General features: G+C 48.7%; 11 protein-coding genes. 4 read left to right on the top strand and 7 right to left on the bottom strand.

All coding sequences use genetic code 11. The features are described 5' to 3' along the window. Positions 1-78 precede the first annotated feature (78 nt). The 3 genes from AB1757_29025 to AB1757_29015 form a co-directional block, all read right to left on the bottom strand. Positions 79-1,695, bottom strand: coding sequence for a M1 family metallopeptidase (locus AB1757_29025; protein MEW6131109.1), 1,617 nt, complete (start codon positions 1,693-1,695; stop codon positions 79-81). Positions 1,696-1,830: 135 nt separating this feature from the next. Then, positions 1,831-3,378, bottom strand: coding sequence for a peptidase S10 (locus AB1757_29020; protein ID MEW6131108.1), 1,548 nt, complete (start codon positions 3,376-3,378; stop codon positions 1,831-1,833). Between the two features lie 3 nt (positions 3,379-3,381). Then, positions 3,382-3,600 carry a hypothetical protein gene (locus tag AB1757_29015; protein MEW6131107.1) on the bottom strand — a complete coding sequence of 73 codons (219 nt, stop codon included), beginning with the start codon at positions 3,598-3,600 and terminating at the stop codon, positions 3,382-3,384. A gap of 61 nt (positions 3,601-3,661) precedes the next feature. On the opposite strand from AB1757_29015, the gene AB1757_29010 reads away from it, so the two are divergent. Continuing rightward, complete coding sequence (locus AB1757_29010; protein ID MEW6131106.1) at positions 3,662-4,279, top strand: CoA pyrophosphatase; 618 nt, start codon at positions 3,662-3,664, stop codon at positions 4,277-4,279. Between the two features lie 111 nt (positions 4,280-4,390). Here AB1757_29010 and AB1757_29005 read toward each other — a convergent pair whose 3' ends face one another. Beyond that, positions 4,391-5,248 (bottom strand): alpha/beta hydrolase, encoded by an 858-nt coding sequence (locus AB1757_29005; protein ID MEW6131105.1) that lies wholly within the window; start codon positions 5,246-5,248, stop codon positions 4,391-4,393. A 641-nt stretch (positions 5,249-5,889) separates the two neighbouring features. Between AB1757_29005 and AB1757_29000 the strand changes: the two genes are divergently transcribed. The 3 genes from AB1757_29000 to AB1757_28990 all read left to right on the top strand — a co-directional run bounded on the left by AB1757_29000 (position 5,890) and on the right by AB1757_28990 (position 10,210). Continuing rightward, positions 5,890-8,967, top strand: a complete 3,078-nt coding sequence (locus AB1757_29000; protein ID MEW6131104.1) for a two-component regulator propeller domain-containing protein — start codon at positions 5,890-5,892, stop codon at positions 8,965-8,967. A 65-nt stretch (positions 8,968-9,032) separates the two neighbouring features. Next, the gene (locus tag AB1757_28995) at positions 9,033-9,665 is read left to right on the top strand and encodes a response regulator transcription factor (protein MEW6131103.1); all 633 of its coding nucleotides are present in this window, start codon (positions 9,033-9,035) and stop codon (positions 9,663-9,665) included. Between the two features lie 86 nt (positions 9,666-9,751). Further along, positions 9,752-10,210 carry a hypothetical protein gene (locus AB1757_28990; GenBank protein ID MEW6131102.1) on the top strand — a complete coding sequence of 153 codons (459 nt, stop codon included), beginning with the start codon at positions 9,752-9,754 and terminating at the stop codon, positions 10,208-10,210. A 176-nt stretch (positions 10,211-10,386) separates the two neighbouring features. On the opposite strand, the gene AB1757_28985 is transcribed toward AB1757_28990, so the two are convergent. The 3 genes from AB1757_28985 to AB1757_28975 all read right to left on the bottom strand — a co-directional run bounded on the left by AB1757_28985 (position 10,387) and on the right by AB1757_28975 (position 14,622). Then, a complete protein-coding gene (locus AB1757_28985) occupies positions 10,387-10,608 on the bottom strand; it encodes a hypothetical protein (GenBank protein MEW6131101.1) in 222 nt (73 codons plus the stop codon). A 43-nt stretch (positions 10,609-10,651) separates the two neighbouring features. Continuing rightward, entirely contained in the window at positions 10,652-13,495 is a 2,844-nt protein-coding gene (gene uvrA, locus AB1757_28980; protein MEW6131100.1) for an excinuclease ABC subunit UvrA, read from the bottom strand. A 212-nt stretch (positions 13,496-13,707) separates the two neighbouring features. Continuing rightward, complete coding sequence (locus tag AB1757_28975; protein ID MEW6131099.1) at positions 13,708-14,622, bottom strand: hypothetical protein; 915 nt, start codon at positions 14,620-14,622, stop codon at positions 13,708-13,710. Positions 14,623-14,648 lie beyond the last annotated feature (26 nt).

Raw genomic sequence — 14,648 nt, 5'->3', positions numbered from 1 at the left:
AAGAAAAACAGATAAAAATAGATTGGCAATTTTCCATAGAGTCTGCAAGAAGCAAATTGAACAGGCATTATGAGAAGGTCAATGCAGACAATCAGAAATATAACAAAACTTAAAAAACGGTGTATTAGTCAAATCGGTCTTCAGGGTTTGCCATTCAGTGGTCGGTCGAATGACCTGCCAGTTGGTTTTACTGCCAACCTTAACCGGCATGGCAAACGCTTTCACTGCGGCTTGCCAACGATAAGCCACCTCGTTTTCCTGAAAGCGCAGTTCAAGCACCGGCAGCGCCGCCTCGCGCAAATACTGGTCAAAGATAGGCGTCAAGTTTTTACCCGCGCGTTCATTGAAAAATTTAATCAGGTCTTCGGTCAGAATATTTTGATAGCGAAACTTTAACGCATAATCGCGCACCGTTTTCCACCACAATTCATCGTTATCAACCACTGAACGCAGAGTATTTAAAAACAATGCCCCTTTGAAATACATATCCTGCGATGGCGTTTGATTCGCGCCTCGCGTGGTGATAATCGGTTGACGGTTTCGCACTTTGGCTTTGTAACCGTTGGTATATTTGAGCGCGTCTGCTTTGCCAAACAGCGCCTCCACATAAACACATTCGGCGTAGGTCGCCCAGCCTTCGTGAATCCATTCATCCGATACGTCGCTTGCAGTGATGGCATTGCCGAACCATTCATGGGCGCTTTCGTGAATGATGATGAAGTCGAATTTCAAACTGACGCCGACGCCTGTCCAATCGCGTTCGAGATAACCGTTGGCAAAGCGGTTGCCGTAAGTGACTGCCGATTGGTGCTCCATTCCCGAATAGGGCACTTCAATCAATTTGTACCCGTCTTTTTTGAACGGGTACTCGCCGAAATATTTTTGAAAGGCTTCCATCATCGGTTTCGCCTGTGCGAACTGGCGTTTAGCTCTCTCAAGATTTTCCGGCAAACAATAATAATCCATGGTTAAATCGCCGAGTTTTTCGTTGAAATGTTCGTAGGTTCCGATGTTGAGCGAAACGCAATAATTGTTAATCGGATAATTGATCGCCCAATCATATCGCGTGTAACCATCGCCTAAATCGGTTTTCCCTACGAACCGTCCGTTCGATACATCGGTAAGTGAACCGGGAATCGCAACCCTGAGTCGCATATTTTCAACTTCATCGCGTTGCTGGTCTTTATTGGGCCACCAGATGCTCGCGCCGATTCCCTGACAGGCGGTGGTTATCCAATGACGCCCCGCCGGGTCTTTGCGAAAACTGATGCCGCCGAACCGCCCGGTTTCCTGCGGATAGCCCGAATAATAAAATTCAATGGATTGAATGGAATTTTTTTTGAGGGGCGCAGGAAAATCGACAAACACGGTTCCGAGTTCGCGGGTGTATTTGAGCGGCATTTGTTTATAAAGAATTTTATCGACATTGAGATTGGCAAACAGGTCGAGTTGAATGCGGGTGTCATCCTTGAGCATTTTGAAACGAATGGTATTTTTTCCGCTGATGAATTTTTTATCGGGGTCAACACGAATATCCAAATCGTAAGCCAGCAAATCATTATTGGCGCGCCACTGGCTGTATTCGCCGCGCAAAATATCGGCGCGCGACGGTTGTTGTGGGGCTGGAGTTTGCGCCGCCAGACAATAGGTTATCGCCATAAAAAAAGAGAGACACATCTGAAACAACCATTTCATTCGCATCAAACGCCTTTCAATTCAATAACGCGCAATTTTCATCCCTCATCTTCAATTCAAAGCGGCTTGCGATTTTCATTTGCCGAATAAAATCGCAGGCTGAAAATTGCGCGCGTTGTTCAATTCAATTACCGTTTACTGTTTACTCACGACTTCGGTTTTGGCTGCGCCATTGATAAACGTCGCGACATCCTTATGCAACTTCTCGCGTGATTTCTTTTCGATGTACATCATGTGTCCGGCTTCGTAATAAGTGAAGCTGATGTTTTTGCGAATCGCCGGTTCCAGATTCATATGCGAGACCGTATGTTCGATGCCATTAAACGGGGTCGCAACATCGTAATAACCACTTACCACCAGCACTTTCAAACTGCCTTGTTGGGTCATTGCCGAACGCAAAGCTTCAGCCGGTTGTCCGGGCTGCCCCTGATCCCAGGGTTGCACACGCCCGCTCAAGGTGTAATACATTTCCGTATTCCATTTGAGTTCGCGGCGCACATAATCCTGAAACATCGCAACGTAAGCGCCATCGTATGACGCAAGGCTCGAATCATATTCATAACGTTCACCCGCCGCATCTGCATCCATTCCAAGGAATCGCGAATCGATGCGACCGAGGGTTTGCCGCCGGTCACGCAGCAATTCTTTGAACCAGCGTTGCGGGCTGACGCGCAAATTGGTTTGCTCGATGTATCTTGGCGAAAGCCCAGTAAACCGGGCTAAATTTTTGACGGTTTTCTGATATTCGGCTGGCGATATTTCATCGCCTTTTTCCAGCGCCGCCGCATATTCGCCGTGCGCAAATTGTCTGGCTTGGTGTGCCAGTTCTTCGACACTCAGTTTCTGTAAATCGGGCGGCAGGGCTTTGTGATACCACGCTGACACAATCAGCGTTGGCAGAAAGAAAATCGTCCGGTCATCGCTTCCCCAATTGCCAAATCCGACTGCCGACACCAGCACGATGCCGTTCAAATAGATTTGATGTCGCCGTTGCAACGTGTAAGAGAGTTGTGCCGACCGCGTCGTGCCATAGCTTTCGCCAATCAAAAATTTCGGTGACGCCCAACGTTCATTGCGCGTGATGTATTGATAGATGAAATCGGCAAAATAACTGGCATCCTGTTCAAGCCCATAAAACTGCGTAGTATTCTCACCCGGCGCGGGGCGACTGTATCCGGTTGAAATCGCATCGACGAAAACCAGGTCGGTGGCATCGAGAAATGAATCACTGTTTTCAACCACCGCATAAGGCGCAGGCATGCCGCGCCCGTCATCTGTGAGTAACACACGTTTGGGACCTAATCCCATGTGGGTGTACGAAGAAGCAGAACCGGGACCGCCATTATAGACAAATGCCAGCGGGCGTTTTGCTGATTCTGTCGTGTCATCTTTGGTGTAGGCGACAAAAAAGAAAGTGGCTTTGGGCGTGCCATCATCGGCTTTGATGTTGTAGGTCGCAGCCGTTGCCGTGTAGTTAATCTGCTGCCCGCCGATGCGCGCGCTATGTTTAGTGACCGATGATTTTTCTTCAGGCATTGGCGCGCGGCGCTGTCCCGGTTCGGATTGCGGTTGCGTCTGCGGTTGTTGCGATTGCGCGCCGCGTTGAAAATTTCCCTGTGCCAACGTCAAACAGGCGCTGACCAACATAGCCATACCGGCAGCAACCAAGCGATTGATTCTCATCTTTCATTTCTCCTTATTGTTGGAAAAAGATTTTGCAAACCCGTTGGTTTGCGAGAACTGATTCTCTGACCACTGTGGCGCAATCATAAGCATGAGGCGGACAATTCGCAACTCAACACCGATTAAAATTAATCCTGACTTGAAAAAGGAAAACCGAATCGACCATTTATTTTTATTGCCGCTTACAACGGCTAAAGACGAACCCACCGATGCATTTTGCAATTCACATCATTCCGGTCATTGATTACAATCGGTGTTTAAATAATTGGCTTGCTTTCACTGTATGACAAATTTTGCACGACTCTGCGAACAGGTAAAATCCAAGCTGAATATCGGCAGCGATATTCAATCCATAACCAACACACGCCAACACGCCGCTGTGGCGCTTATCCTGCGCGAAAATCTCGGCAACGCTGAACTGTTGGTTATTAAACGCGCGGTTCGCGCGGGCGATCATTGGTCTGGCAATCTGGCGCTGCCGGGCGGTCGATGGCAAGTGGAAGATGCCAACTTATTGCACACGGCGATTCGCGAAACTCACGAAGAAATCGGCATTGATTTATCCCTGGGCGGAGAGGTACTCGGACAACTCGAAACTTTGAAACCGCGAAATCCCTTGATTCCAAAAGTCGATGTGTCGCCATTTATTTTTTCGGCTCCGAAAGCTTTTCATATCCTCAAAGAAAGTGAGTCTTCACCCTTGCTTGAGATTAATCATGAGGTGGCGGCAGCTTTCTGGGTCTCGGTTGATTATTTAAAAACCGAAGGATTGTCCGACGAATTCCGGCTTTTTATTGGAGGCGAAGAGCGCCGTTGGCCTGCTTACCCGTCTGAACATGGGCCAATCTGGGGAATGACCGAACGTATGCTCAGCGACTTTCTCGCGTTGTTGGAAGAGTGAAATGGTTTGGCAAATTCTCCTCAATGCATCCCGTTGAGGGAGCGATCAACACCTGCTCCCGGTTAATCCATTCAATATCCGTAAACAATTTTACATTTTCCTATCGCATACCTACTCAAGTAAAAATGGCAGGGTTGCGTTTAAAAAAACTTCCAGTTGATCGTGATGCACCCAGTGGCCGGCGTTGGGAACCTTAACGATGCGCCGGTCTTTAATCATCGCGGCGCGGTCATCGGTTTCCGGGTCTGATGCCCAACTCTCCATTCCCCAGAATAATAAAACCGGACAGGCAATCTGACTGAAAGTGTCGCGAACATCCTGCAAATTCTGTCCGTAAGGGCCAAACGGGCGCGCATAATTATCGAACTTCCACACCAGCGAGCCATCGGCATTCCAGTTCGTGCCATGCAAAGTCAGGTGTTCGGCGACTTCATCGGAAAGATGCGGATTGGCTTCTTTCATTCTCGCAACCGCCGCTGCAAGTCCCGGATAGCTGCGTGATTTTTTATGTTCAAGGTCGCGAATCGCTTCTATCCAGGCGCGCATTCGTTCGGGCGCGGGGCGATGAATGCGATGCCCGGCGGGCGGTCCCAGACCTTCTATGGATACCAGTTTTTTCACACGCTCAGGATAGACACCCGAATAGAGCGAGGCGATCACCCCACCCAATGAATGCCCGACCAGATAAATCGGAAAGGCATTGATGATATCCGCGAGCGCCGATAAATCGAGAATGTATTCAGCAATGCTGTAGAGCGCCCCATGCGTCCACTCGCTGTTGCCATGCCCGCGCAAATCAACCGCATAGACATGGAAATGTTCGCGCAAAACGCGCGCTACCCAATCCCAGTTGCGCGCGTGGTCGAGTCCACCATGCACCAGAATCAATGCCGGTTTGCCATCCTGCCCCCAATCCCAGAAATGCAATCGCAGGCGATGCGAATAATAGTAATGTGAAATCGGTTCCAACGAATCAATCCTCTAATTCGAGAGTTCGTTTCAAACTCTCATCAAATTAATATTTTATGATGATGCGGCAGCCTGATAATCCGGTGTCAAAAAAAGCCTGTTTCAATTCTAAATCCCCTGACCGATTATGCAGTGCCTGTTGAGAAGCCGCACAATAATACAAAACTTCGTGTCGATAGACAAAATCTCATTGCATTTGCGAACCCTGAGAGTTTAAGCATCGGTTTTTAATGCGGACTTCCGCTGACTATAACTAAAGTTATAGTCACTCATCGAACAACGGTTTAAGAACAATAATTTGAGTCTGGGTTATAGTCTCTCGCGAGGTAAGCAGTTCTGATTTTTAGATGGTTATCTCTTTATTGTGAGCGAAACATTTTTATCAAAGCCGATTTAATAACCGCCCGCTGTAGTTTCGGAAAACTATGCGGGCGTTTTTATTTTCTCATTCATGTTTTCTTCCCTATAGCAAAGTGGTTCGGCGTATGACTTTCTACCCAATTTATACCGATTGTGGGTGTCCATCGAACCTCCGCCTGAGACGCCTCAATCCCGATGGACACGGTTTAAATTCACGGGTGATAATCAAGCTTTAATAAACGTACTGGTTCGCAAAGCCCATTCAACTTTGGATTCAATGCATGGTCAAACCCGGTTGTCTAAAATTTGTCTGCCTGTTGGCTGTCGTATTTCTCACTTTAAACCGCCCTGCGCTTGCGCTTGATTCACAACATCCCATCTCATTTTACATACACGAGGTCTGGCAGACCGAAAATGGTTTGCCGCAAAACAACGTCCGTTCAATTGTGCAGACCGATAATGGCTACATCTGGCTGGCGACCGAAGAAGGACTTGCAAGATTTGATGGCATTCGCTTTCGCGTATTCGATAAACAAAACACCCCTGCTTTCAAAAGCAATTCGATTCGCGTGCTCTTTGCCGATTCACAAGGCGATTTATGGATCGGCACTGAAAACGGTTTGATTCGCTGGCACAATGAACAATTCAATGCCTACACGACGGGCAACGGCTTATCGAGCGACCAGATTGAATCGATTTATGAAAGCCGCGACGGTGAGTTGTGGATTGGCACCGTGAATGGATTGAATCGTTTCCGCGAACAGAAATTTACCATTTATACGATGAATGACGGGCTTCCCGATAACAGCATCGGGATGATTTACCAGGACAATTCCGGCAAGCTTTGGATCAGCACTTCAGCAGGGCTGAGTCGTTTTGATGGTTCGACTTTCACCAACTACACAATCATTGAGGGATTGCCTGCCAGCAACTTCGCGCCGATTTATCAAACCCGTAACGGCGATTTGTGGTTCGGTTCATCAAACGGACTCATTCGCTTTAAAGACGAACGCTTTCAGGTTTTCACCACCGAAAACGGTTTAGCGAATAACAAAGTCTGGTCAATCCACGAAGACCAAAACAGCACCTTATGGATTGGTACGGATGGCGGCTTGAGCCGATTTCGCGATAATCAATTCACCGCGTTTACAATGCAAAGCGGTCTTTCCGACAACACCGTCTTTTCAATTTTTGAAGACCGCAACCACACGCTTTGGATTGGCACGCCGGGCGGCTTGTCACGGTTGCAAGGCGAACGCTTCACGACCTACACCACCAAAGACGGGCTTTCAAACAATGTTGTGTTGGCGATTCTCGAAGATAAAGAAGGCAACCTGTGGGTTGGCACGGAAGCCGGTGGATTGAATCTTTTCAAAGACCGGAAATTTACCACCTTCACGGCAAAAGAGGGCTTGGTGAGTGACACAACCTGGACGATTTGCGAAAGTCGTGATGGCAGCCTTTGGATTGGCACACAGGAAGGTTTATCGAAATTCAAAGACGGAAAATTTACCACCTTCACCGTCAAAGATGGGTTAGCCAGCAATATCGTTCGCGCGCTTTGCGAAGACCGCGAAGGCAGATTATGGATAGGTACGCCCGCAGGTCTGACGCAACTAAAGAATGGTCAATTCACCACCTATCGCATTGAAGACGGATTATCCAATAATGCCGTCTGGGCAATTCATCAAGACCGCGAAGGAATAATCTGGATTGGCACACTCGGCGGCTTGACCGCAATTAAACAAGATCGGTTCAGGGTTTTCACCACCCAGGATGGCTTGTCGGATGACCGCATCCTGGCGCTCTATGCCGACCGTCATAACAATTTGTGGATCGGCACACGCAATGGCGGATTGAACGTATTGAAAGATGGACAATTCAAAACCTACACCATTGAACATGGTTTGCTCGATAGCAGCATCCGCTCAATCTACGAAGATAGAGATGGGGCGATTTGGGCAGGTACGCGCAATGGCGGGTTGAGTCGTATCAAAGATGGCAAAGTCACTTCCCTTTCAACCAAAGACGGCTTGTTTGACGATGGCATCTTTCAAATTCTCGAAGACGCCAATGCCAATTTATGGATGAGCAGCACCAAAGGTGTTTTTCGCGTGAGTCTTGGTGAGTTGAACGATTTTGCCAACGGTAAAATTTCGTCAGTCAATTCGATTTCTTATGGCATTGCCGATGGCATGCAAACCCGCGAATGCACAGGCGGGCAACCCGCCGGATACAAAAGCATTGATGGCAAGCTCTGGTTTCCGACCATCAAAGGTTTTGCCATGATTGACCCGCAAAACCTCAAAATCAATCGCCAACCGCCGCCGGTGGTGATTGAACAGGTGGTTGCCGATGAGACCTCGCTTGAGATTGGCAGAAAAGGAGATTTAAGCGCGGGGCTTGGAAGAATTGAATTTCATTTCGCCGGACTCAGTTTCGTCGCTCCCGAAAAAGTGCGCTTCAAATATAAACTCGAAGGCTTCGATAAAGACTGGCGCGATGCAGGGACAAGTCGCGTGGCTTATTACACCAACATTCCGCCGGGCGATTATCGTTTTCAGGTGCTCGCCTGCAATAACGATGGGGTGTGGAATGAAACGGGCGCTTCGTTTATGTTTTATCTGAAACCCTATTTCTATCAAACCATCTGGTTCTATCTATTACTTGGTTTGGGTTGTGTGCTGGTTGGCTTGGGGTTTTATCAATTCCGAATTCGACAGGTGCGCGCGCAATTTTCTGCGGTGTTGGCTGAACGCAACCGTCTGGCGCGCGAAATCCACGATACGCTGGCACAAGGATTCGTCGGCATCGGTTTGCAATTACAGGCAGTCGGCAAAATGTTGAAAGAATCGCCGCAATTGGCGCAACACCATCTCGATGTTGCCCAGAAGATGGTCACCCACAGCCTTGCCGAAGCGCGCCGTTCGGTTTGGAATTTGCGCCCGCAGGCGCTTGAAAAAAGTGACCTCGCGGCGGCATTGTCGGAAACCGCTAAACAATTATCCCAAGGGTCGGCGGTTGAGACCGAGGTTAGGGTTAGCGGTGTGCCGCAAACCCTTTCAAGCAGTTTGGAAAATAATCTGCTCAGAATCGGGCAGGAAGCCATCACCAATGCGCTCAAACATGCCAAACCCCAAACCATCAAAATTGAACTCGCGTATGAACCAGACCTTGTGCGTTTGCGGGTGATTGACGATGGTTGCGGATTTGATTGTAAAAATGTAGCCTCGGCAGATGAAGGTCATTTCGGTTTAATCGGCATGCGCGAACGCATTGAATGGTTAAAAGGCGAATTGCGATTTCAAACCGCACCGGGCAGCGGCACCGAAGTGATTGCCGTGGTTCCGGTAAAATAAATCTGGCGTTGCAAGTCGCGATTGAATTATCAAAAATCTTTGGTGAGTCAAACAGGGCGTGGGTTATGAGCAAAGAAAAGCCGATACGCATCTTAATCGTTGACGACCATTTCGTTGTTCGCATGGGGCTGGCAGCAATGATTAATACCCAATCGGATATGTGCGTGATTGCCGAAGCGACCAACGGGCAGCAGGCAATTGAACTGTTTCGTCAACATCAACCGGATGTCACCTTGATGGATTTGCGTATGCCGCAAATCCAGGGTGTTGAAGCCATCGCCACAATTCGTCAGGAATTTCCCAACAGCCGGTTTATCGTGCTTACCACCTTTGACGGCGACGAAGATATTTATCGGGCTTTACAGGCAGGCGCGCGCGCTTACCTTTTAAAAGATATGCTGGGCGATAGTTTGATTGATGCCATACGAACGGTTCACGCGGGTGGGCGGCGGATTCCTCCCGAAATTGCCAACCGTCTTGCCGAGCGCATGTTTCGTTCGGAATTGAGCGCCAGAGAGTTGGAAGTTTTGAAATTAATTGCCAGAGGCAAGAGCAATAAAATGATTGCTGCGGATTTAGGGGTTGCCGAAGGCACCATCAAAATTCACATCAATAATATTTTAAGTAAACTCGGCGTCAATGACCGCACGCAGGCGACAACCTATGCTCTGCAACACGGCATCATTCATCTGGATTAATAATTCATAAAAGTTTGAGGGTAGATATGAAGCTTTTCATCAGAACATCGCATTTTTTTCTCCTGGTAATTTTTTGCATGCCGGTCATGGCTCAAAACAATTGGCGACAGGCTTCTGAAAAAGAATTGAAAGTCGTTTTGCCAGCGCGCGCGCCGGTTGAAAAAGAGCGCATTGAAACCGAATTTCGCACTGCCGCAGGCATCACCGACGGGCGCGGCAAATTCATCGCCGGCATTTTAATGATTACCGCGGGATATGCCGCCGAAGGAAAATACTCGCACTTTCTGACCGTGCAAACACCGATTCAGGTTGGCGATTTTACTTTGCCACGCGGCGAATATGTCTTCGGCTCTCAACGTGTAGATGATGAAACTCTGGAGGTCAAATTTTATGTCGCGGCAAACGGGCGATTGGTCGGCAGCGCCAAAGCCCAGCGCGGCAACCGGCGCGGAGCGATTCGCTCATTCTGGATTAACCTGCCCGACAAAGGCGCCTTCACCATGCTGATTGGACGCTTCGCCATTGATTGCAAATTCGCTTCCTGATGCGATATGCGGTTTATGGATTAACCAAAATCCGCGAATGAGCCGCACAACTGCTGATTTTGCCAATCACGCAGGCTTTCGTTTGAGTCGTCCATTGAGCAGAGCTTTCAACGCCTGCCTAGTGTGGGAACGGCTCTTACGCTTTTCAGGATTGCTCACTAAATTCCAAACGGTTTTTAGGTTCGAGGTGGTAAGACAGGTTTGAAGACAGCTTCGAGTTGGCGTTCAATTCTATCCAACCTTTGTTCTATTGCTCCTAATCGTTGATCAAATCTTTTCTCTAATTGATCAATTAATTTTTCCGTAGCTCGCTGATTTAACCATGAGGCACCGAAGATAGAAATCACTAGTGCCAATATCGCGATTGCAGCGGAAATTAAGGCGACGTTAGGAGTCATTACAGTCTCACCTCGTTTGCAGAATACTGCTATTCTAGCAAAATTATTTAGTATTCATAGAGCGTACTGATTTAATTTTGTTATTCCCATTCAATAGAGCTTTCAACGCCTGTCCGGTGTGGGAACGGCGCACGCGGGCGACCTCTTCGGGAGTGCCTTCGGCAATGATACGTCCGCCTTCTTCGCCGCCTTCCGGTCCCAAATCGATAATCCAGTCGGCGCTCTTAATCACATCAAGATTGTGTTCAACAACCAGCACCGTATTTCCCAAAGAAACCAGTTGATGCAAAACTTCCAGCAGTTTTCGCACATCTTCAAAATGGAGACCGGTCGTCGGTTCATCCAGAATGTAAAGCGTCCTGCCGGTTGCCCGCTTCGATAACTCTTTGGAGAGTTTGATGCGCTGCGCTTCGCCGCCCGATAGCGTCGTTGCTGATTGCCCAAGTTTGATGTAACCGAGTCCGACATCCAGCAAAGTTTGCAATTTGTTTTTGATTTGTGGAATGTTTTCCAAAGGCGGCAATGCCTCTTCGATTGTCGTGTCCAACAAATCGGCGATGGATTTGCTTTTGTAACGAACCGCCAGGGTTTCGCGATTGTAACGCGCCCCTCGGCACACATCACACAACACGTAAACATCGGGCAAAAAATTCATCTCGATGCGTTTCAACCCGTCACCTTCGCAGGCTTCGCATCGCCCGCCTTTGACATTGAACGAAAAGCGCCCGGGTTTATAACCGCGCTCTTTCGATTCCGGCAACATCGCGTATAACTCCCTGATATAGGTAAACACCCCTGTGTAGGTCGCCGGGTTTGAACGCGGTGTGCGACCAATCGGTGACTGGTCGATTTCAATAACTTTATCAATATTTTCGATGCCTTCGATGGCGCGATGCTCACCGGGTTCGAGCAGACTGCGATAAAGATTTTTCGCCAGAGAGCGATACAAAATATCGTCAATCAAAGTTGATTTGCCGGAACCGGAAACCCCTGTGATGGTGATGAACAACCCCAGAGGAAAGGTCACATCGATGTTTTTCAAATTATTGGCGCGCGCGCCGAGCACACGAATCATTTTGCCATTCGACGGACGACGGGCTTCAGGAATGGTAATTTGCAAATCACCGGAAAGGTAACGTCCGGTCAACGAATCGGGCGAGGTCGTCACATCATCGGGCGTGCCTTCGGCAACGATGTGTCCGCCGTGCGCACCCGCGCCGGGACCCAAATCAACCACATGGTCTGCACGACGAATGGTTTCATCATCATGTTCAACCACAAGCACGGTGTTGCCCAAATCCCGCAAACGTTCGAGGGTATCAAGCAATTTCAAATTATCGCGGGGATGCAAACCAATCGACGGTTCATCCAGAACATACAACACGCCGCGCAGTTGCGAACCGATTTGCGTCGCCAGTCTGATGCGTTGCCCTTCACCGCCGGAAAGCGTCGCCGAGGCTCTGTCCAAGGTGAGATAACCCAGCCCGACTTTTTCGAGAAAATTCAAGCGTTCGCGGACTTCGCGCAAAATCAGTCCGGCAATCTTTTCTTCTCTGGGTGTGAGTTTTACATCGCCAAAAACTTTGACCGCCTGTTTGATGGGCAAGGTCGTGTAATCGGCGATGGTGTGACCGGCGACCCGCACCGCAAGTGAAGCGGGTTGCAGACGTTGCCCGTTGCAATCGGGGCAAACCCTTTGCGAAATGAGTGATTCGTAAGCCGCCTGCATGGATTCGGTTTTGGCATCGCGACTGGTGCGGGCTAAATATTGAATCGCGCCTTTCCATTCGGTCTTGTATTCGTAATTGCCGAAATGCAGAATGACTTTCTCTTTTTGCCCGTAAAAAAAGGCATCCTGAACTTTTTGCGGTAACTCGCTGAACGGGCGATCATCGGCAAAGCCAGCGGCATTGGCTAAGGCTTTCAACACGGCGCGCAAATGATTGTTGATGCCCAAATCTGCCATAAACATTTCCTGTTCTTTGATAGGCGTGGTCGGATCGCTGATGAGTTTTGCCGGAGCAATTTCGGATTTCACGCCAAGACCATGACAGGTTTTGCAAGCGCCATATGCGCTATTGAATGAAAACGAACGCGGTTCGAGTGTGGGAATCGAGATATTGCAATTCGGGCAAGCCATCTTTTCCGAATACAGGGTCTCTTCGCCATCGATAATCGAAATCAACACCTGCCCATCGGTCAGTTTCGCAGCCGTGGCTACGGAATCTTCAAGACGTTTTTGCACGCCGGACTTAATCAGCAGGCGATCAACCACAACTTCGATGGTGTGATTGCGCCGTTTATCGAGGCGTATATCTTCATCGAGCTGGCGGAGTTCGCCATCGATGCGAGCGCGGGTAAAACCCGAACGCGCCAGTTTATCGAGTTCTTTTTTAAATTCGCCTTTGCGCCCGCGCACAATCGGCGCGAGCACCATCACCCGTTCGCCCTCTTTCAACTGGTTCAAATTCTGGACAATCTGTTCTACGGATTGGCGCGAAATCGGTTTGCCGCAAATGTGGCAATGGGGTTGTCCGATTGAAGAAAAAAGCAATCGCAGGTAATCGTAAATTTCGGTGACGGTGCCGACGGTCGAACGCGGTGAACGTGAAGTGGTTTTTTGTTCAATCGAAATCGCCGGTGAAAGCCCGTCTATCGAATCGACATCGGGTTTTTCGAGTTGGTCTAAAAACTGCCGCGCATAGGCGGAAAGCGATTCCACGTAACGGCGTTGACCTTCGGCGTAAATGGTATCGAAGGCGAGCGACGATTTGCCGGAACCGGAAAGCCCGGTGATGACGGTCAATTGATTGCGCGGAATTTCCAGTGAGATGTTTTTGAGATTATGCTGACGCGCTCCACGAACTGTGATTTTATTAATTGCCATTAAATCCCTTGCTTGTCAGTCAAGAATAGTGCCCCAACATTAAACAAGAGATTTTAGCGGACGGTGAATCGGTAGTTCAAGGAAAGGGACGAGTTGATTTATGGCGCGGCTTGGGAGGCAATGACTTTGTGTGAGTCGATAAAGTATCTCCTCACACAAAACCATTCTCAATTTAAGCAGCTTCGTTTTTCGGCGCAAGAAACGCTGTTGAATTACACCGAGATTATTTTGAATGGATAGCTCTGGTCTTTGCGGCAATGATAACTTGATTCCAAATCATCCCACATCACCTGCAATATGAACTGATTGTTGCCTGTCCCGGCGGGCGCTTGTTTCCAATCGAGGTTGAGTTCTTTGCCCCAACCTGATGCGTAATTTGGCAGGTTCATAAATGATTTCGATGACACGTTGGTATGTCCGTCGAGGTCTTGAACATCAATGACAATCGGTTCACCGTAAGCTACGCCATAAGTCGGATCAAAGAATGCCCGTCGGCGGGTTTTCGGGGTCGTCGGTTGCGTGGCGCTCGAAGTCAGGGTTCCCATCGTGGTTTGAAACGGCGGTTTGCCGGGTTTGATTCGTAAGAACAAATTGCGACACGCCGGAGCCGAAACTTTGGACGCACCCAAAGCTTTTTTGTAAAGCCTTAACAAATCGGGGTTGTTGCCGACATTGCAGCCGCGAAAAGCAATGTTGTATTTGTGATTTCTGATAATCCCCAGTTGTTCAAAAAGCCGCGCCAGCGTTGTCACGCGAACGCCCATTGCCTGCGCCAGATTTTTGATTCGTGGGTCAGTTATATCAACCTTTATTTGCTTCAAAAATTTTCCCAGGGGGAATTGTTCGGCAAGCGTGGCGAAATCACTCATAATCAACCCGGTGGCATTGCGAAATGACTCTCTGGCGAATTTGATGAGCAACCCCTGCTCGGCATTGCCATGCGCGATAATGACATGGGTGCTGTCATGGGCAATCATGTTGTCGAACAACTCTTCCAAATTTGAAAAGCTCAGAATATCGCTAATCGGTGTGGCGACCCCGTCAATAATTTCGGTTCCGCACCGTTGATAAAACTCTTTAATGATTTGCGAACCGTTCATATTCGCTATATGTAGTGTTGCTCCCATACTGTTTTCTCCTCTGTTTTTTTATT

The sequence above is a fragment of the Acidobacteriota bacterium genome (genome assembly GCA_040754075.1).
Classification (GTDB): Bacteria; Acidobacteriota; Blastocatellia; order UBA7656; family UBA7656; genus JBFMDH01.
Note: the sequence above shows the minus strand (reverse complement) of the source record. Positions and strands in the feature narration are given on the sequence as shown.